This window comes from Rothia sp. LK2588 (assembly GCF_040946465.1).
Classification (GTDB): domain Bacteria; phylum Actinomycetota; class Actinomycetes; order Actinomycetales; family Micrococcaceae; genus Rothia.
The window spans coordinates 859,302-878,621 of the sequence record NZ_JAYWLS010000001.1 but is presented as its reverse complement, the minus strand read 5'-3'; the positions used below and the strand labels follow the sequence as shown (position 1 = coordinate 878,621).

At 61.9% G+C, this 19,320-nt stretch carries 13 protein-coding genes; 8 read left to right on the top strand and 5 right to left on the bottom strand.

Annotated elements, in window-relative coordinates; translation table 11 throughout:
* Nucleotides 1–69: 69 nt before the first annotated feature.
* Entirely contained in the window at nt 70–1,833 is a 1,764-nt protein-coding gene (locus VVR12_RS04095; protein ID WP_368549877.1) for an FAD-dependent oxidoreductase, read from the bottom strand.
* 108 nt (nt 1,834–1,941) lie between these two features.
* Here VVR12_RS04095 and VVR12_RS04090 point away from each other — a divergent pair, with 108 nt between their 5' ends.
* Nucleotides 1,942–2,892: a sugar-binding transcriptional regulator gene (locus VVR12_RS04090; protein ID WP_368549876.1), complete on the top strand. Its 951-nt coding sequence runs from the start codon at nt 1,942–1,944 to the stop codon at nt 2,890–2,892.
* On the opposite strand, the gene VVR12_RS04085 is transcribed toward VVR12_RS04090, so the two are convergent.
* Nucleotides 2,881–3,777 (bottom strand): LysR family transcriptional regulator, encoded by an 897-nt coding sequence (locus VVR12_RS04085; protein ID WP_368549875.1) that lies wholly within the window; start codon nt 3,775–3,777, stop codon nt 2,881–2,883. The two genes, VVR12_RS04090 and VVR12_RS04085, sit on opposite strands and share 12 nt — an antisense overlap.
* 160 nt (nt 3,778–3,937) lie before the next feature.
* Here VVR12_RS04085 and VVR12_RS04080 point away from each other — a divergent pair, with 160 nt between their 5' ends.
* The 5 genes from VVR12_RS04080 (at nt 3,938) to VVR12_RS04060 (ending at nt 10,310) form a co-directional block, all read left to right on the top strand.
* Complete coding sequence (locus VVR12_RS04080) at nt 3,938–7,420, top strand: bifunctional proline dehydrogenase/L-glutamate gamma-semialdehyde dehydrogenase (RefSeq protein ID WP_368549874.1); 3,483 nt, start codon at nt 3,938–3,940, stop codon at nt 7,418–7,420.
* A gap of 218 nt (nt 7,421–7,638) precedes the next feature.
* Nucleotides 7,639–8,025, top strand: coding sequence for a glycine cleavage system protein GcvH (gene gcvH / locus VVR12_RS04075; RefSeq protein WP_368549873.1), 387 nt, complete (start codon nt 7,639–7,641; stop codon nt 8,023–8,025).
* A gap of 256 nt (nt 8,026–8,281) precedes the next feature.
* Complete coding sequence (locus tag VVR12_RS04070; protein ID WP_368549872.1) at nt 8,282–8,734, top strand: FHA domain-containing protein; 453 nt, start codon at nt 8,282–8,284, stop codon at nt 8,732–8,734.
* Nucleotides 8,734–9,483 carry a MerR family transcriptional regulator gene (locus VVR12_RS04065; protein ID WP_368549871.1) on the top strand — a complete coding sequence of 250 codons (750 nt, stop codon included), beginning with the start codon at nt 8,734–8,736 and terminating at the stop codon, nt 9,481–9,483. Before VVR12_RS04070 ends, VVR12_RS04065 begins: the two co-directional genes overlap by 1 nt.
* A 230-nt stretch (nt 9,484–9,713) precedes the next feature.
* Nucleotides 9,714–10,310: a MerR family transcriptional regulator gene (locus VVR12_RS04060; protein WP_368549944.1), complete on the top strand. Its 597-nt coding sequence runs from the start codon at nt 9,714–9,716 to the stop codon at nt 10,308–10,310.
* Nucleotides 10,311–10,380: 70 nt separating this feature from the next.
* On the opposite strand, the gene VVR12_RS04055 is transcribed toward VVR12_RS04060, so the two are convergent.
* Nucleotides 10,381–11,211, bottom strand: a complete 831-nt coding sequence (locus VVR12_RS04055; protein WP_368549870.1) for a ParA family protein — start codon at nt 11,209–11,211, stop codon at nt 10,381–10,383.
* A 318-nt stretch (nt 11,212–11,529) separates the two neighbouring features.
* Between VVR12_RS04055 and VVR12_RS04050 the strand changes: the two genes are divergently transcribed.
* Both VVR12_RS04050 and VVR12_RS04045 read left to right on the top strand, forming a co-directional pair.
* Entirely contained in the window at nt 11,530–14,973 is a 3,444-nt protein-coding gene (locus VVR12_RS04050) for a pyruvate carboxylase (protein ID WP_368549869.1), read from the top strand.
* Between the two features lie 118 nt (nt 14,974–15,091).
* Nucleotides 15,092–16,498: a mycothione reductase gene (locus tag VVR12_RS04045; protein WP_368549868.1), complete on the top strand. Its 1,407-nt coding sequence runs from the start codon at nt 15,092–15,094 to the stop codon at nt 16,496–16,498.
* Nucleotides 16,499–16,500: 2 nt separating this feature from the next.
* Here VVR12_RS04045 and VVR12_RS04040 read toward each other — a convergent pair whose 3' ends face one another.
* The gene (locus tag VVR12_RS04040) at nt 16,501–18,450 is read right to left on the bottom strand and encodes a long-chain fatty acid--CoA ligase (protein WP_368549867.1); all 1,950 of its coding nucleotides are present in this window, start codon (nt 18,448–18,450) and stop codon (nt 16,501–16,503) included.
* Nucleotides 18,447–19,202 carry an alpha/beta hydrolase gene (locus VVR12_RS04035; RefSeq protein WP_368549866.1) on the bottom strand — a complete coding sequence of 252 codons (756 nt, stop codon included), beginning with the start codon at nt 19,200–19,202 and terminating at the stop codon, nt 18,447–18,449. Before VVR12_RS04035 ends, VVR12_RS04040 begins: the two co-directional genes overlap by 4 nt.
* Between the last annotated feature and the right edge of the window lie 118 nt (nt 19,203–19,320).

Sequence of the window (19,320 nt, the reverse complement as noted above, 5' to 3'; positions counted from 1 at the left end):
TTGAGAAACGGGTAGGTGTAGAGTTACGGCCCGCCCCGTGGTGGAGCGGGCCTGCGGTGATAAAAAATTTTACGATAGCGGAACTCGAGCGCTGACCGGTTCTACGGCTTCTACGATCGAGGCGGCTTGCGCGTCGGTGGCGGTAGTGGCGGCGGCACCGATGGCCTCCACGCGCTGACGGTAGAGGTCAATCTCGCGCTGCACGGTCTGCTCGGACCAGCCCAAGTGACCGGCCATGATCGAGGCGATTTCCTCGGCGCTGGAGAGGCCGCGGTCGGTCTGCTCGAGGTCGAGGCGGACGCGGCGGATCAGGACGTCCTCCAGGTGCAGGGCACCCTCGACGCGCACCGCGTAGTCGACCTCGGCCCGCATGAACTGCGGTGCGTGCTGCAGCGGGCGACCCAGCTCGGGGTCCTCCGCGATGAGATCCGCAATCGCGGTGATTTCGTCGCCGTAACGCTCCAGCAGGTGCTCAAGGCGATCTTCGGTCCAGCCAAACTTACGGGCCAGGCGGGCCGAGCGTGCTCGCGCCGCGCCGTAACCGGCCGCACCCACCAGCTGAATATTTTCGGTGATCGAGGGCAGGGACGAGGCGGCATCGCCCAGTGCAAAGTCCACGGCGTCTGCGGCCATCACTCGGTAACCGGTGAGCTTGCCGCCGGCGATGGCGCACATTCCCGGGGCAATTTCGGTCACGGTGTGCTCGCGGGACACCTTGGTCGAGGCGCTCTCCGAACCCTCCTTGAGCTTGGGTTGCAACAGCGGGCGCAGACCGGCGTAGGTCGAGATGACGTCGTCGCGGGTGAGCTCGTCCGCGATCAGCTTGTTGGCCTGGTCCAATACGTACTGGATGTCTTTCTCGGTGGCCACGGGGTTTTCGACGTCTTCAGTCCACGGGGTGTCGGTGGTGCCGATAATCCAGTAGCGCTGCCAAGGGATGATGAACAGCACGGACTTTTCGGTCTTGGTGAAGATGCCCGAGGTGGCCTGGATGCGCTCGCGGGGAACGGTGATGTGAATGCCCTTCGAGGCCAACACTTCGAGTCCGGCATCGTCGGTGGCTAACGCTTCGGTCTCTTCGGTCCACACACCGGTGGCGTTGATGATCCGCGAGGCGGAGATGGTGTGCTCGGCGCCGGTTTCGAGATCCTTGACGACTGCGCCGGTGACGTTCCCGTTGGCGTCCTTGCGGATGGAAGTGACCTGGGTGCGGGATGCGGCGAGCGCACCGTACCCTGCGGCGGTACGGACGAGGTCCAACACCAGGCGCGCGTCGTCGACTCGGGCGTCGTAGAACTGGATGGCGCCGGTGAAGGCGGAGTCTTTGATACCGGGGAAGACCTTCTTGGTGCCCGCCTTGGTGAAGTGCTTCTGCGGCGGGACGGTGAAGTGGCCACCGGCGCCGGCGAAGGCGAGGGTGTCGTACATGCCGATGCCCACGGCGGAGTAGGCGCGTTCGATGACGGGCAGTTTCAGAGGCCAGAGGAAGGGCTGGGCCTTGACCAGGTGCGGGGCGATCTTCTCGAGGAGCAGGCCGCGTTCTTTGAGCGATTCGGCGACCAGCTTGAAGTCGAGGTTGTAGAGGTACCGCAGGCCGCCGTGCACCAGCTTGGAAGACCACGCAGAGGTGCCTGCGGCCCAGTCGCCGGCTTCGACGATGCCGGTGCGCAGGCCGCGGGTTGCGGCGTCCACGGCAATGCCGGCGCCGGTCACTCCGCCGCCGATGACGAGGATGTCGAGGCCCTCTTGGTCGCTCATCGCCTGCAGTGATCGGGTGCGGTGTTCGGAGGTGAGGTGTGAGTCTGCGGTGGAGAATGTTGGTGCGCTGGTCATGGTGCCCTATCGGTTAGGTCGGTCACGTTTTGTTTACATCTAATGTGAACCAGTTAGTGTGATTACGACTAAATCATTGAACATCTTTTCACTGAAGCGGGACGAGTGATGAACGATCGTAACACCATGGCGTATCGGGCGGCGGCGTTGTACTACCGCCACCATCAAACCACCGAGGCCATCGCCAAAGACCTGGGCACCTCTCGAGCCACTGTCTCCCGTCTACTCAAATCGGCCCGCGAGCTGGGGATTGTGAAGATCGAGCTGGATGATAGCTTTCGCCCCTCGGGGCAGCTCGATCACCGCATCGCCGAGCGGTTCAAGGTGCGCGCCACCGTGGTCGAGACCGGCCCCACCATGTCTGCTCTGATGCGCATGGAACGCGTGGCGCACGAAGGAGCCCGTTTGCTGGATTCTGTGATGACCGACGGTACAGTGCTCGGGGTGGCCTGGGGTTCGACGGTGACGGAAGTAGCCAGGTTCCTGCCCACTCGCCAACTGAGCGATGTGGTGGTGGTGCAGCTCAACGGCGCTGGCAACGCCCGTCATACGGGTATCCCATACTCGGGGTCCATTCTCGGCTCAGTGGCCACCGCCTACGGCGGGCAGATGGTGCATTTCCCGGTGCCGGCGTTCTTCGACCAGGCCGCGACCAAGCAGGCCATGTGGGGAGAGCGCAGCGTGCAGGCCGTGTTACAGATACAGCGCAAGGCGCACGTGGCCCTCTTCGGGATTGGTGCCTTCGGCGGAGCGATCCCCTCCCATGTTTATAGCGGGGGATACTTCGACGCCGATCAGCAGAAAACCTTGCGCACCCAGGGTGTGGTCGGGGATATCTGCACCGTCTTGCTGAGAGAAGACGGCTCCTACGCCGATCTCGAGGTCAATCAGCGCGCGACCGGTCCCACGCCGCGAGAACTGGCCAAAATCCCGCGGCGCATCGCGGTGGTCTCCGGAGGGCATCGCCTCCAGGCCTTGCGTGCCGCGCTACAGACCGGAGCGATCACTGACCTCGTGCTCGATGAGCAGCTTGCTCAGGCACTGGTGCTACAGCGCTAGTTGCTCCACGGCGTTCTCCAGCGCTTGACGGACGGCCACGATCGCCGGGGCCTGAGCACTATCGTGCCGCACCGCCGTGTAGATATTGCGGTGTGGGCGCCCTGGTAGATCGATGATTTTCACCCCAAAGTCTTCCGGCAGGGTGGCGGTGGCGAAACCCGGCAGAATCGCGGCGGCATGCCCGGTGCGTGCGAGGTGACAGTGGGTGAGGAGGTCTTCGATGTCGTAGCGGATCTGAGGTTCAAACCCGGCGGCGCGACACTGATTGATCGCCCACGAACGACTGGTGTTGTGGGATCCCTCGAGAACCCAGGGCAGGGGAGCGGCCTCGGGAAGTGAGGTGATCGGGCTGTCAGCAGACACCACCAGCTGCAAAGCATCGGAGGTGAGCAATTGCAGGTCGAGCTCGGGGTGGGCGGGGGCGTGGTAACCGGGATAGGTCTCGGCGATAACCGCGTCGCAGAGTCGCGAGGTGGTCAGGTCGAGACCGGTCTCGGGATCGATCTGGTGCACGATCAAACGCACCTGAGGGGCGTTGTCCGCCAACCAGTCCAGGGTGGGTGTTAACAATGCCATAGCCGCCGACTGGAACATAGCGATCCGTACCGCGCCGGCCGGTTCTCCCGAGAGGCGGGCAATGCGGGTTGCAGTCGTGTCTAGCTCTCGTAGTACCTGGCGGGCGCCTTCGGCAATCACCAAACCGGCCTGCGTAAGCTGCGCGAAACGTCCTTCTTTCTGCAACAGCGGTTGACCGACCTCTTTCTCCAAAGCGGCCATCTGCTGCGAGATGGCAGAGGGGGTCAGGTGCAGGGTGCGGGCGGCCGAAGAAATCGAGCCTCGTTCATGGATTTCGAGTAGCATAGCCATGCGGCGCACGTCGTACATAGAGCCTCACAGGGATCGATGATGATCTTTTAGAGATTCTAAAGTATGTCGTGAAGAATCATTCACTATTACTAATAGTGTGCCCCGCACCATAACGTGATGAAATGGCATCAGCATTTCATATCGCGCGCCCTGAAGGCGCCGTTCCAAAGGAGTAACTGTGGCTCAACCCTTCGCTTCTGAGCATTACCAAAAGATGGCCGAAGAGGCTCGTCAACTCGTGCGCGAGTGGCTCACCGAGGCTCAAACCATCCCCGCCGATACCTCGGCCGAGATGCTCGCGGGCGTACTGAAAGACCCCAAGGGTCTTGACTTCACCGTCGGCTTCGTGGACGACGTTATTCGTCCTGAAGACGACAAAATCGCCGGACGCAACCTGTCCAAGATCTCGCACATGGCCCCGGACTTCCTGCCTTGGTACATGAAGTCTGCCGTGGGCGTGGGTGGCAAGGTCGCTTCCACCATGTCTTGGCCGACCGTGCAGATCGCCCGCCGCGTGCTGCGCGAAATGGTCGGTCACCTCGTGGTGGACGCCCGCGACGAGAAGCTCGGTCCCGCCATCGAACACCTCACCGCTTCGGGCAACAAGCTCAACGTCAACCTGCTCGGCGAGGCAGTGTTGGGTGACCAAGAGGCAGAGCGTCGCCTCTCCGAGGTTTCCCGTCTGCTCAAGCGCGACGACATCGACTACGTATCCGTTAAGGTTTCCGCCGTCTCCGGCCCGCACTCCGCCTGGGCCTTCGACGAGGTCGTCGAAACCGCAGTTCGCCGCCTGACCCCGCTCTACGAGCAGGCCGCTAACTCCCCGCTGAAGAAGTTCATCAACCTGGACATGGAGGAGTACCACGATCTCGATATGACGATCGCGGTCTTCACCAAGATCCTGGACCAGCCGCACCTGAAGAACCTCGAAGCCGGCATCGTGCTGCAGGCCTACCTGCCCGACACCCTCGAGGCCATGCAGCGTCTGCAGGCCTGGGCCGCTGATCGCGTGGCCAACGGCGGCGCTCGCATCAAGGTCCGCCTGGTGAAGGGCGCTAACCTCTCCATGGAGACCGTCGAGGCAGTCGTGCACGGCTGGGAGCTGACCACCTGGGATTCCAAGCAGCTCACCGACACCAACTACAAGCGCGTTCTGGACTACGCACTGCGCCCCGAGCACACCAAGAACATCCGCTTGGGCGTGGCCGGCCACAACCTCTTCGACGTCGCCTTCGCCCTGTTGTTGGCCGAGGACCGCGGCGTGGAGAAGGACGTCGAGTTCGAGATGCTCATCGGTATGGCATCGCAGCAGGCTGAGGTCATCCGCCGCCGCGTGGGCCACCTGCTGCTGTACGTACCCGTGGTGCGCCCCGAGGAATTCGACGTGGCTATCTCGTACCTGGTGCGTCGCCTCGAAGAGAACGCATCGAGCGAGAACTTCATGTCGGCAGTCTTCGATCTGCACGACGTCGAAGAGCTCTTCCAGCGTGAGGAGAGCCGCTTCATGCGCTCCCTGAACTCGGTCACCGACGAGGTGCCCGGCCCCAAGCGCACCCAGAACCGCTCTACCGAAACCGCAGAGACCGTCTTCAAGCCCCGCTACGGCTTTGAAAACGCTCCCGACACCGACCCCGCGTTGGAAGCAAACCGCATCTGGGGCCGCGAGATCCTCGAGCGTTCCAAGAACACCCAGCTGGGCATCCAGGCACTGAAAGACAACGAGCTCTCGGGCGCGGACCAGGTTCAGCCGCTGATCGATTCCGTCATCGAAGCCTCCAAGTCTTGGGGTGCAAAGTCCGGTGCCGAGCGCGCCAAGGTCCTGCGCCAGGTGGGCATCGAGCTCGGCCTGCACCGCGGTGACCTGCTCGAGGTCATGGCCGCTGAAGCCGGCAAGACCCTGGATCAGGGCGACACCGAGGTTTCCGAGGCGATCGACTTCGCCAACTACTACGCTCAGTTGGCTGAGGCCCTCGACGACGTCGACGGCGCACAGCACAAGCCGGTGAACCTGACTCTGGTGGTTCCGCCGTGGAACTTCCCGACCGCTATCCCCACCGGTGGTGTGCTGGCCGCTCTGGCTGCCGGCTCCGGTGTGGTTTTCAAGCCTGCAACCAACACCGCCCGCACCGGTGCGGTCATCGCCGAGATCCTCTGGAAGGCCGGTGTGCCCAAGGAGCTGGTGCGCCTGATCAAGGTCACCGATCGCGACGCCGGCAAGCAGCTGATCTCCGCTCCCGAGGTGGATCGCCTGATCCTCACCGGTGGTTACGAGACCGCAGAGACCTTCCGCTCCTGGCGCAAGGATCTGCCGCTGTTCGGCGAGACCTCGGGTAAGAACTCGATCATCGTCACCCCCAACGCGGACCTCGACCTGGCCGTCAAGGACGTCGTGTATTCGGCCTTCGGTCACGCCGGTCAGAAGTGCTCGGCCGCCTCGACCGTGATCCTGGTGGGAACCGTTGCGACCTCCAAGCGCTTCCACAACCAGCTCATCGACGCCGTCTCCTCGCTGCACGTGGCCTACCCGCAGGACATCGAGGCTCAGATGGGCCCGATCATCGCTCCGGCAGAGGGCAAGTTGCTGCGCGGTTTGACCACCCTGGGTGAGGGCGAGCAGTGGGCCATCGAACCGCGTCAGTTGGATGAGACCGGCAAGCTGTGGTCGCCCGGCGTCCGCTCCGGCGTCAAGCCCGGTAGCGAATACCACCTGACCGAGTACTTCGGCCCGATCTTGGGCGTGATGACCGCCGATACTCTCGAAGAGGCTATCGAGCTGCAGAACGCCACCGACTACGGTTTGACCGCCGGTCTACACTCGCTGGATTCCGACGAGCTGGAGCTGTGGCTGTCGAAGGTTCAGGCGGGCAACCTGTACGTCAACCGCGGTATCACCGGGGCGATCGTGCAGCGCCAGCCCTTCGGCGGTTGGAAGAAGTCGACCGTTGGTTCGGGCACCAAGGCCGGTGGCCCCAACTACCTGGTCGCACTTTCCGACTGGGAGACCAAGCCCTCGAAGGCAACTGCAGCCCCCACCGCGCCCGCAGTGCGTGAGGTGCTCGGCGCCATCCGCGAGCCCTCCGCCGTGGACCAGTCCGAGGTGGAGTACCTGATGCGTGCGGCCGGTTCCGACTCCTACGCCTGGAACTCCGAGTTCGGCATCGGTCATGACCCCTCGCAGCTGGGCGTGGAGCGCAACATCCTGCGCTACGTGCCCCAGGCCGTGCAGGTTCGCGCCGACTCCTCGGCGAAGCTGACCCACACCCTGCGCGTGGTGCTGGCCGGTCTGGCAGCCAAGGCTCCGGTCTTCCTGTCCGTGGCTCAGCCCCTGCCGGTGGCCATCGCAGGTACCCTGGAGAACCACGGCGTCAAGATCACGGTGGAGTCGGACGAGGCCTACCGCCAGTTCCTGAACGCCAACGCCAAGAAGGACGTCCGCGAGTTCGTGGGTGGCCCTCTGGAAGGTACCCGCATCCGCTACATCGGCGACGACGCGTCCTCGATCTTCCACGCCCTGGACGGTCGCCCGGACGTCGCGGTGTACACTCACGGTGTCACCGAGTCCGGTCGTATCGAGATGTTGCCCTTCGTCAAGGAGCAGGCAGTCTCCATCACCGCTCACCGCTTCGGTAACCCCAACAAGTTCTCCGAGCGCGTGATCTAATAATCGCGAATTGCCGGGCCCGGCGTGTGGATCGCACAAGTAGGGAAGTCTTCAATGCCTGGATATCACCTCAGGTATGCGATACTTTTAGGTGTGACCTAGTTCAAACCCTCGTGAGCTAGGTCATGCCGGCCATAGATTCACGTGCCAGGCCCGGCATTTGTCAGTACGCTTCAACCGAGCAATAAGTTCGGTTATGTACACCGGAAGGAATCGCAATGAGCGACGTACCCGCAAATCTTTCGTATACGGCAGAGCACGAATGGGTCACCAGCGTTACCGCTGAGGGCCACGTTCGCGTGGGAATCACCGACCACGCCCAAGACGCCCTGGGAGACGTTGTTTACGTCGACCTCCCCGAGGTGGGCGAGTCTGTGACCGCAGGAGACACCTTCGGCGAGATCGAGTCGACCAAGAGCGTCTCCGATCTGTTCGTACCTGTCTCCGGCGAGATCGTCACTGTCAATGAGCAGCTCGAGGCTGACCCTGCTCTGGTGAACACCGATCCTTACGGTGAGGGTTGGCTCGTTGAAATCAAGCCCGAGAACGAAGATGATCTGGGTAACCTGCTTTCGGCTGAGGATTACAAGAACGAGATCGCCTAGGTTGACCCGAGGCTTCTGAGCCACGTCAAAGGGGCCGGAATCCGCCGTATATCGAGGCGGGTTCCGGCTTTTTTATATTTTGCGTGAGGGTTGAGGCTGACCTCATCAAAATATCTGGCTAAGATTAGACAAGAGATTCAATGTTTACCAATTCGTGATGAAGCCAAGCCCGTAATAACGATCCTCACGAGGAACCTCTCTCACCTAGAGGATTGGGCGCGCTACAGAACTTGGTACCCCAACTCGAGGAACTGAAATGACTCACCACGACGCACACCCCGAAACCTCGGCGCTCAACACCGCGGCGCTGAACGTGCAACATTCATCGCACCACACCTACGCCCCCACGCCCGAGGAACTGGATACGATCGCCACTCTTCCCGAAGGCTCGGCAATCCTCATCGGAACCAACGCGGAGCTTCGTGGTGCCCGCTTCCTCCTGAATGTTGAGACCGATTCCGAAGGTGCGGTACTACCCATCGTTGCCGGACGCAGCCCCAACTCAGACATCTTCCTCAACGACGTCACCGTTTCGCGCCAGCACGCCGTATTCGTGCCCAACACCGGTACGTTCGTGTTGACCGACAACAACTCGCTGAACGGTACCTACGTCAACGGCGACCGCGTGGATCAGGCGTTCTTGAAGAACGGAGCCGAGATCCACATTGGTAAGTTCCACTTCGCGTTCTTCCTGGGTACTGGAAAATAATGGCAGACTCGGTGAATTCCGCGTCGGATTCGGCGCCGCAACGCACGAAAGATAAGACGATCGGCCAGGTGCTCAGCACGCTGGACGGTGAGTTCCCGGGTATTAGCGCATCCAAGATCCGTTTCCTCGAGGATCGGGGTCTGGTTCACCCCCATCGCACCAATACCGGGTATCGCAAGTATTCAGCTGACGACGTTCAGCGTCTTCGCTACATTCTGCAGTTGCAGCGCGATCAATATCTGCCGCTCAAAGTCATCAAGGAGCGACTGGACTCCGGTGATCTGGGGCAAGACGAGAAGCCTGCAGAGACAGCCGCGGAGACCCCCGCCGATCCCGAGACGGGGGAGAACCCTCAGGTCGCCGTTCTGGAGCCCACGGTGGATCCGGCCAAGACCTATTCGATCCGCGAACTCTCGGCCGAAACCAAGACCGATATGCCGCTGTTGCGTGAACTGATTGCTTTCGGCCTGATCGCCGAGCAGGGGCCCTATGACGCCTATGACGTGGTCGTTGCCACCGTCTGTTCGCAGCTGACGGCTCACGGTCTGCATCCGCGTCATCTGCGTCAGTTCCGTGCAGCCGCCGAGCGCGAGGTCGGCCTGGTGAAAACCGCGGTCGCCCCGCTGGCACTGCGGAAGGACGAACAGTCTCAGGCGAAAGCAGCCGAACGGGCCGGTGAGATCGCTCAGCTGTGCCTGCGCCTGCACATGGCGCTGGTCGCCTCGTCGATGCCCAGCTACGAAGAATAGCGGTCCGTAACCCTGTGGTGGTCTGCCTGATGGGAGGCAGGCCACCAAAATTGACCCCTCAGATGCGTCAATTTGGCGCGCTCGCCTTCGGCACTGGGTTAAACTAGCTAAAGTCAGTATTTTTTCTACGTAAGGACGACCTCATGGTGACTCGCGAGTTCGACGAACAGCACCCCCGCGCGGTGGTGCATCGCTTGAGCCCCGCAGTCGAGGACGCTCCTGCGCCGTCCATGGATCAGCCCCTGCTGGGATTTGATGCCATCATGCCCACCGAACCGCCTCACGGCGAGCAGGGTGTGTTGTTTACCGACCCCGTCTCGTTGGTTGACGAGAACCTCGGTTATCGTGGCCCCACCGCCTGCAAGGCGGCCGGGATCACCTACCGTCAGCTCGACTACTGGGCTCGCACTAAGCTGGTGACCCCCACCGTGCGTTCTGCCTCGGGATCGGGCTCGCAGCGTCTGTATTCTTTCCGCGATGTTCTGGTGTTGAAGATCGTCAAGCGTCTGCTCGACACGGGTGTATCTCTGCAACAGATCCGCACCTCCGTGGAGCACCTGCGCACCCGTGGCATCGAAGATCTTTCCGGTATCACCCTGATGTCAGACGGTGTCTCCGTCTATGAGTGCACCTCACCACACGAGGTCATTGATCTAGTACAGGCTGGCCAGGGCGTGTTCGGCATCGCCATCGGTCGAGTCTGGCGTGAGCTGGAAGTCAACCTCTCGGAGCTTCCCGGCGAATCGACGCAGGCCGCGGACTCCCAGGTCGAAGACGAGCTTTCGGCGCTACGTCAGCGCAAAGTGGCAGGCGGCCGTAGCGTATAATAAAACTGTGGTCTGACCACAAGATGTAGCAAAAAACCGAGATTATCCTCAAAGATAATCTCGGTTCTTTTTATCCCTCGAGCAAGCCCTGCAACAGGGTGGAGACACGTTCGGAAAATTCCGCCGCGTGAGGCGTGGGCCAATAGTGCAACGGGTACGCCGAACCCTGGATGCGTTGGATCTCGGGGAATTCGGGAAGCGCCGGTTCGGCGACCAGGTCGGCAAACAGCGTCTTCATCTCGGCAATGCGGTAATCGTGCTCAGGGTCGTTCTCGCGGGTCTTGTTGATGACGACCGAGGCCGCTTGAACCGAATACTCGGTATTTTCGGCAAAACGCGCGATGGCTCGCAGGGTACGCTCCGTTCCCGCCACGGAAAACAGCGAAGGTTCGGCCACCGAGATCACCCGGTCGGAGACCGCCCACGCCATGGACGTAAGCCGACCCAGTGTGGGCGGGCAGTCGATGAGCACCAGGTCGAAACCTTCCACCTGGTCCTCGAGCAACCGCTTCAAACGGGGCAAGGCGCGCTCGGTGGTCAGATTTTCCAGGGCCGTGGACGCCGCCGAACCGCGGGCTACATAAACTGTGCCGGCAACCGGGGTTTCGGCGTTCTCATCAGTATCTTGCGTCTCTTCGTTGATGTGGCTCTCGGCCAGTGCGTTCCATCCCGAGGGAACGATCTCATTGAGGAATTCATACTGAGCGGGGGAGGCGAGCATCGTGCCGATGTCAGTGCCGGAGACGGGAACGTCCAGGCCCGTGCTGGAATCACCGTGCGGATCCATGTCGATCACGAGAACCCGCATGTGTGCGGCCAGTGCCGCCGAGGCCAATGCCAACGTCATCGAGGTCTTTCCGACCCCACCCTTCAGGCTGGTGATACTGACGATAAGCGGCATGAAGGCAGTCCCCCGTGAAGTGCAAGTTGAATGAGGATGTTGAACTGACCCTCCGAATATTTCAAAACCGTAAGGGTCGTGTGTCCATGTTACCCAATACTCCTCCTTGAAACGGGTCACTGACGACCCCACGGCACGGAAACCTCCACCCAGACCTGGTGGTGATCTACATCTCAGTTGTGGGTACATGAGAGACAGTTAGTCCCATATTGTTAGACAGGATGTCGTTGATGGGGGTTCTTAAAGCTATATTGGGACTATTCACTGACCGTGAAATTGTCTTCGCCGATAAATATCGGCCGGGCGGATTGGAAAAGTATGTTTGAGAAAGTTCTTGTTGCTAACCGCGGCGAGATTGCTATTCGCGCATATCGAGCGGCCTACGAGCTCGGAGCCAAAACCGTAGGCGTCTTCCCCTACGAAGACCGTCACTCTGTGCATCGCCAGCAGGCCGACGAGTCTTATGTGATTGGGGAAAAAGGCCACCCCGTTCGCGCCTACCTGGATGTTGAGGAGATCGTTCGCGTCGCCAAAGAAGCCGGCGCAGACGCGATCTACCCCGGATACGGATTCCTCTCGGAAAACCCCGACCTTGCACGCGCAGCCGCCGCGGAGGGCATCACCTTCGTCGGCCCGCCGCCGGAAGTTCTCGAACTGGCCGGCAACAAGGTAGCTGCACTGAAAGCCGCCCGTGAAGCGGGCATCCCGGTACTGGCGTCCTCGGAACCCTCGAAGGACACTGACTACCTGATGTCCGAAGCCGAGAAGATCGGCTTCCCGATCTTCGTCAAGGCGGTCGCCGGTGGTGGTGGACGCGGCATGCGGCGCGTGGAATCCAAGGAGGCCCTGCCGGACGCCCTGGCCTCGGCTATGCGCGAGGCGGACACCGCGTTCGGTGACCCCACCGTGTTCCTCGAGCAGGCCGTGTTGCGTCCTCGCCACATCGAGGTGCAGATCCTGGCCGACGGGCAGGGCAACATCGTGCACCTGTTCGAGCGCGACTGCTCACTGCAGCGCCGCCACCAGAAGGTGGTAGAAATTGCTCCTGCCCCGAATCTCGACGAGGAGATTCGCCAGGCACTCTTCCGCGACGCCGTGAAGTTCGCTCGCGCACTGGGCTACCAGAACGCAGGAACGGTCGAGTTCCTCGTCGACACCGCGGGTGAACGAGCCGGCCAGCACGTGTTCATCGAGATGAACCCCCGAGTGCAGGTCGAGCACACCGTGACCGAAGAGATCACGGACATCGACATCGTGCAGTCGCAGATGCGCATCGCCGCCGGTGAATCTCTAGAAGACCTGGGCATTCGCCAGGAAGACATCCACGTCCGCGGTGCCGCCCTGCAGTGCCGCATCACCACTGAAGACCCGGCCAACGGGTTCCGGCCCGATATCGGCAAGATCTCCTTCTACCGTTCGGCCGGCGGATCGGGCATTCGCCTCGATGGCGGTACCGTCTACACCGGTGCGTCCATTTCCCCGCACTTCGACTCGATGCTGGTGAAGCTCACCTGCCGCGGCCGCGACTACCTTTCGGCTATTCAGCGCGCCGAACGCGCGCTGGCTGAGTTCCGTATTCGCGGTGTGGCCACCAACATCCCCTTCCTGAAGTCCGTATTGGCCGATGAGACCTTCCGCTCCGGCGACGTCTCGACCCCGTTCATCGATGAGCACCCGGAACTGGTCAACAACAAGCCCTCCGGCGACCGCGGCACCAAGGCGCTGCAGTACCTGGCGAAGGTGACCGTCAACCAGCCGCACGGCGAGCGCATCGAGGGCACCGATCCCCGGTACAAGTTGCCACGTTTCCCCGGCGATATGAAGTCCGAGCCGCATCGTTCGCCCTTCGAACCGGGGGATCACGTTCCTCCGGCGGGCTGGCGCAACAAGTTGCTCGAGCTGGGTCCTGAAGGGTTCGCCAAGTACCTGCGTGAGTACAAGCCGGTGGCGATCACCGACACCACGATGCGTGACGCGCACCAGTCGTTGCTGGCTACCCGTCTGCGTACCCGCGACCTGCTCGCGGCGGCACCGGCGATCGCTCATACCACGCCGAACCTCTTCTCCGTCGAGGCGTGGGGTGGGGCGACCTACGACGTCGCGCTGCGCTTCTTGAACGAGGATCCGTGGGCACGTTTGGCGCACCTGCGCGCGGCTATGCCGAACATTCCCATTCAGATGCTGTTGCGTGGTCGAAATACCGTCGGTTACACGCCGTACCCGACCGAGGTGACCGACGCGTTCGTCAAGGAAGCTGCCGAGACGGGTGTGGACATCTTCCGTATCTTCGACGCCCTGAACGACATCGAGCAGATGACCCCGGCAATCAAGGCCGTTCGCGCTACCGGCACCGCGGTGGCCGAGGTGGCGCTGTGCTACGCGGGTAACCTACTGGATCCGAACGAGAAGGTCTACACCCTCGACTACTACCTCGATCTGGCGCAACAGATCGTGGACGCCGGTGCGCACATCCTGGCCATTAAGGACATGGCCGGCCTGTTGCGTCCCGAGGCGGCCCGTCAGCTGGTGACCGCGCTGCGCGAGCGCTTCGATCTGCCTGTGCACCTGCACACGCACGACACCGCCGGCGGTCAGGTGGGCACCCTGCTCACCGCCATTGAGGCAGGTGTGGACGCCGTGGACGTCGCCTCGGCGACCATGGCAGGCACCACCAGCCAGCCCTCGTTCTCGGCCCTGGTGGCTGCCCTCGACGGCAACTCCCGCGCACCCGAGATCGATCTGGACGCCGTCCTCGCCTTGGAGCCCTATTGGGAGGCCGTGCGCGCGATCTACAAGCCCTTCGAAAACGGCCTGGCGTCGCCGACCGGTCGCGTGTACAACCACGAGATCCCCGGCGGACAGCTGTCGAACCTCCGCGCACAGGCGGTGGCTCTGGGGTTGGCGGATCGTTTCGAGGCGATCGAAGACATGTACGCTGCGGCCGACAAGATGCTCGGCCATATCGTGAAGGTGACCCCGTCGTCCAAGGTCGTCGGTGACCTCGCACTGCAGCTGGTGGGTATGGGCGTGGACCCGAAGGAGTTCGAGGAGAACCCGCAGTCCTTCGACATCCCCGATTCGGTCATCGGATTCCTCAACGGCGAGCTGGGCACCCCGCCCGCAGGCTGGCCCGAGCCGTTTCGTACCAAGGCCTTGGAGGGTCGCAAGCTCTCGAAGCCGAGCGTCACCGAGCTTTCCGACGAGGATCGTGAGCGTCTCAACGGCGATTCCGAGACCCGCCGCGCGACGTTGAACCGTCTGCTCTTCCCCGGCCCGACCAAGGAGTACGAGCAGGTCACGGCCGAGTACGGCGACGTCTCGATCCTGCATACCCGCGATTACTTCTACGGCATGATCCCCAACCGCGAGCACGTGATCTCGCTGGGCAAGGGCGTGCGACTCATCGCGACTCTGCAGGCTATTTCGGACGCCGATGAGAAGGGCATGCGCCAAGTGATCTGCACCCTCAACGGCCAGTCGCGCACCGTGGAGGTTCGCGATGAGTCGATCGAGACGAACGTGCGCGAGGCTGAGAAAGCCGACGCTTCCAATAAGAACCACATCGCCGCTCCGTTCGCGGGCGCGGTCTCGATCAGTGTTCAGCCCGGAGATACCGTCTCCGCCGGCGACCAGATTGCGACCATCGAGGCGATGAAGATGGAAGCCGGTATTACCTCACCGGTCGCCGGCACCGTCGAGCGAGTGGTGTACTCGGACGTCGCCCAGGTTCAGGGCGGTGACCTGTTGGTCGTCCTCAAGTAACCCTCGTCGGTTTTTCACCTGTGCCACGGGCCGGGTCTTTTCCCCGCATCGGGAATGGACTCGGCCCGTGGTGCATTATGGTTTAAGCACAAAAGAACTCCATCGGGAAGGGTCAGTCGTGGCTGAAGAATTCGACCTCATCATCATCGGATCGGGATCCGGTAACTCGCTTATCACGGAGGACTGGGAGAACAAGAAGGTCGCCATGATCGACGGCGGCACGTTCGGGGGCACCTGTCTGAACTTCGGGTGCATTCCGACCAAGCAGTATGTCTACCCGGCAACCGTGGCGGCCAAGGCCGAGGAACTTCACGAGTTGGGAGTGACCGCGCAGGTCACCTCCACCGACTGGCCGGCGATGCGCGACCGCATCTTCGCGCGCATCGACGCCATCTCACAGGGCGGATTGGAGTATCGACAGAACTCAGAGAACGTCACCGTCATCGAGGAATACGCGAAATTCGTCGACCCCCACACCGTGGAGACCTCCTCGGGCCGTCAGCTCACCGCCCCGCAGATCGTGGTAGCGAACGGTTCGCGCAACATCGTTCCCGAGATCGAGGGCATCGACCACGCCAAGGTCTACACCTCAGACACGGTCATGCGCATGCCTGAGCTGCCGGAGCGGGTTTTGATCATCGGAGGCGGGTATATCGCCGCCGAGTTCGCCCACGTCTTCCACGGGCTGGGGGCGCAGGTCATCCAGGCCCACCGTTCGGATGTTCTGCTACGCAAGTCAGACCCGGAGGTGTCGGCCCGATTCGCTGAAGAGGCCGCTCGACAGTGGGACCTGCGGATGAATCACAGCGTCACCGGTATTTCGGAGAACAGCGACGGCTCACTACGCGTGGCCATGGATCACGAGGGTACGGCAGTCACCGCGGACGTCGACGTCGTGTTGCTGGCCATCGGGCGGCGTCCTAATACCGACACCGTCAACGCCGCGCCGTTCTTCGACGTGGACGACTCCTCGCAGCTGTTGGCCGTTGACGAGTTCCAACGCGTGCTGCATCAGCGACAGCCTGTCACGGGCATCTATGCCCTGGGCGACGTCAGCTCGCCGCATCAGCTCAAGCACGTGGCCAACGCCGAGATGCGCACCGTGGCACACAACCTGGTACACGCAGAAGACCTGCACACCACCGACCACCGGTATGTGCCGTCGGCGGTCTTCACCCACCCGCAGATCGCCCAGGTGGGGCTTACCGAACCGCAGGCTCGTGAGCGCGCGGCGCAGGAGGGCTTCGAGCTGGCCGTCAAGGTGCAGAACGTGGGGGACGTCGCCTACGGATGGGCGATGGAAGATCAGGTCGGCTTCCTCAAGGTTCTGGCGAACCGGGAAACCGGTGAACTGTTGGGGGCCCACATGATCGGCGAAGAGGCCTCGAACATCATTCAGCCGCTGATCCAGGCGATGAGCTTTGGTCAGACGGCCCTGGAGGTCGCGCGGGGTCAATACTGGATCCACCCCGCCCTCAGCGAGGTCGTCGAGAACGCGCTGTTAGGGCTTCAGACCGAGAAGTAAACCTATTCGTCGTGGGCCTTCTTGGCGTGGCGGTCGCTGAGCTGGTGTAGCTTCTCGACCTTCTCCGCCTTGAAGGCCTGATACTGCTGGTTCTTTTCCGCCTTAAACGCCTGGAACTTCTCGCTGGATTCGTTGACCGAATCCTTGGTGCGGTTATACATCTCCTCGATATAGGAGCTGAAGTCCTTCATCACCTGAGAGCGTCGAATCTTCTGTGAGGGGGTTAGGTGACCGGCCTCCTCGGTGAAGTCCTTGGGAGCGATACGGAATTCCCGGATCGCTTCGGCGCGGGAGACTAAAGCGTTCGCTTCGTCAACGAGTTTCTGAATGGCTTCGCGAACCTTCGGGTTCACGGAGGCATCGGAGATGCTCATGTCGCGGGGCAGACCGAGGTGCTCCAGCTCGTCGGGGAGGGTATCGGGGTCCAGGGTCACCAGGGCCGCGATGAAGGGTTTCTCGTCGCCGACGAGCATGGCGTTGGAGACCATGGGCGAGGTGCGCAGACGGTCTTCTGCCGCGCCCGGCACCACGTTCTTGCCGCCGGCGGTGACGATGATTTCTTTCTTGCGGCCCACGATGTGGATGAAGCCGCGTTCGTCGATGCGGGCGAGATCGCCGGTGCGTAGCCAGCCGTCCTCGGTGAACGCCACCGCGTTCTCTTCAGGGTTGTTGTAGTAGCTCTTCATGACGCCGACGCCGGTCACTTCCAGCTCGCCGTCCTCGGCGATGCGCGCCGAAGCCCCGGGAAGCAGGGGGCCGACGTTGCCGATGTCGAAGCGTTTGACGCGACCCACCGAGATAGAACCGGTGGTCTCGGTCATGCCGTAACCCTCGATGACTTTCACACCGACCGCGTGGAAGAAATGACCCAGCCGCGGGGCCAACGAGCCACCGCCAGAGACGGCGTAACGCAGGCGTCCACCCAGGGCTTCCCGCAACTTCGCGTACACCATCTTGTCATAGAACTTGTACTGTAACTGCAAGGTGCGCGGCACATTGCCGTCGATGGACGCCTTGGACCAGGCATTGGCCACCTTCACCGAGCGCTTGAACAGGCCGGCGTTGAGCTTGCCACCCTTTTCCGCCTTGCGGATGGACGCCTCGTAGACCTTCTCGAAGACTCGCGGCACAACCAGCAACACGCTGGGTTTGAATGAGCTCAAATCGGCGGTCAAATTCTTGATGTCGGGGGAGTGGCCGACCACCAGACCGGAATTGATGGCCAAGATCTGCACCTCTCGCGCCAGGACGTGGGCGAGGGGGAGGAAGATGATGGTGGAGTTACTCGGGGAGGCGACGTCCGGCTCGCCGACGCTGACCTGGTTGGCCAAACCGAGGAAGTTACCGTGGGTGAGCATGCACCCCTTCGGGCGGCCCGTGGTGCCCGAGGTATAGACGATGGTCGCGGTGCTCTCGCCGGTGGCGATGTTCCGGCGGGCCTCAAGCTCCTCGTCGGTGACGTGTTCACCCGCCCGTTTGAGGTCTGCCAGCGCGTTGTTGTCGAAGACGTAGACCTCGTCGAGTTTCAGAGGCTCAATGTCACCCGCCTGCTCGATGACTTGAGCCAATCGGTCGTTTTCAACGAACGCTGCCTTGGCCTCGGAATGCGACAGAGCCCAAGCGGCCTGGGCCGGTGAAGAGGTCTCGTAGACCGGCACCGAGATCGCTCCGGCATACCAGATCGCAAAATCGACCAGCGTCCATTCATACCGGGTGCGGCTCATGATGCCCACGACGTCCCCAGCTTCGATCCCCGAAGCCATGAGGCCCTTGGCGATGGCCGCAACCTCGGCTTTGAACTGGCTTGCGCGAACGGGAACCCAGTTACCGGGGGTTTTCTGTACCCGATACAGCACCGGGTCGGAGCTGTCACGAAGACGGCGTTCGAGAATATCGGTGAGATTTTGACTCGGGTCTGAAACTACAGCTTCTGGCACAGAGACGAATTTCATGCTGAACCTTCCAGGCGTGATTCGAGAGATTGGACGAAGTCCAGAGTGCGCTGACAGATGAGGGGCGCGTCGTAATCGAGGGTGGCCACATGGTAACTGTGCGGAAGCGGCACAAACTCAACCGGGCACGACGCTATCTTTTGAAAGTATAGATGAGAAGCGTCGGAAACCACGTGATCGGTGGCGGAGCGGAAGTACAGCACCGGAGTCTGCAACGCCGGCAACATCGGGCGTGTTTCTTTACCCAACAGGTAGAGCTGAGCGGCGGCCGCCAGGGGCACACGATGGTAACCGCCCTCATCCACATCGGGCATCGCGATATCCGAGGTGATGCCGGTGGTCGTGAAAGCCACCTTCGACAACAAACGCGAGAACCGCAACGCCGGAGTCGGGTCGACCACAAAGGGATTGATCACCGCGGTACCGAGCACGGGCCGGCGCACCGATTCCCGCAACGCCAGCATGCCTCCCATCGACAATCCGATCACCACTACTTCGTGCCCCGCGGTACGCAACCGCCAATAGGCGTCGTCCACGGCCGCCAACCAATCGTGGCGGCTGATCGGAACCATGTCTTTCCAATGGGTGCCGTGGCCGGGCAGGAGCGGCATCTCCACCGCATAACCGCGGTCAGCAAAGAACTCAGTCACCGGTCGCATACTCCACGTAGAACCTGTAAAACCGTGCAACACCAAGACCCCGATGCGTCGCGAACCGGGTTGAGAAATCGGATCGTGAATGATCTCTTTCATGGGTGAGCTGACTCCTTAGCGCAGGGTGACGAAGGGGATTCCATTGTGTCATTTTTGAAGCACTTCGGGGGCAATCAACGCTCTCATCTCCTGGGCAAGAATTGCGTATCGTCATGAA

Bases quoted from the DNA above. Each gene is read 5' to 3' on its own strand.
- VVR12_RS04055 (WP_368549870.1), bottom strand. From the start codon at position 11,211: ATGCCGCTTATCGTCAGTATCACCAGCCTGAAGGGTGGGGTCGGAAAG.
- VVR12_RS04065 (WP_368549871.1), top strand. From the start codon at position 8,734: ATGGCAGACTCGGTGAATTCCGCGTCGGATTCGGCGCCGCAACGCACG.
- VVR12_RS04095 (WP_368549877.1), bottom strand. From the start codon at position 1,833: ATGACCAGCGCACCAACATTCTCCACCGCAGACTCACACCTCACCTCC.
- gcvH (WP_368549873.1), top strand. From the start codon at position 7,639: ATGAGCGACGTACCCGCAAATCTTTCGTATACGGCAGAGCACGAATGG.
- VVR12_RS04090 (WP_368549876.1), top strand. From the start codon at position 1,942: ATGAACGATCGTAACACCATGGCGTATCGGGCGGCGGCGTTGTACTAC.
- VVR12_RS04040 (WP_368549867.1), bottom strand. From the start codon at position 18,450: ATGAAATTCGTCTCTGTGCCAGAAGCTGTAGTTTCAGACCCGAGTCAA.
- VVR12_RS04035 (WP_368549866.1), bottom strand. From the start codon at position 19,202: ATGAAAGAGATCATTCACGATCCGATTTCTCAACCCGGTTCGCGACGC.
- VVR12_RS04050 (WP_368549869.1), top strand. From the start codon at position 11,530: ATGTTTGAGAAAGTTCTTGTTGCTAACCGCGGCGAGATTGCTATTCGC.
- VVR12_RS04060 (WP_368549944.1), top strand. From the start codon at position 9,714: ATGGATCAGCCCCTGCTGGGATTTGATGCCATCATGCCCACCGAACCG.
- VVR12_RS04070 (WP_368549872.1), top strand. From the start codon at position 8,282: ATGACTCACCACGACGCACACCCCGAAACCTCGGCGCTCAACACCGCG.
- VVR12_RS04085 (WP_368549875.1), bottom strand. From the start codon at position 3,777: ATGTACGACGTGCGCCGCATGGCTATGCTACTCGAAATCCATGAACGA.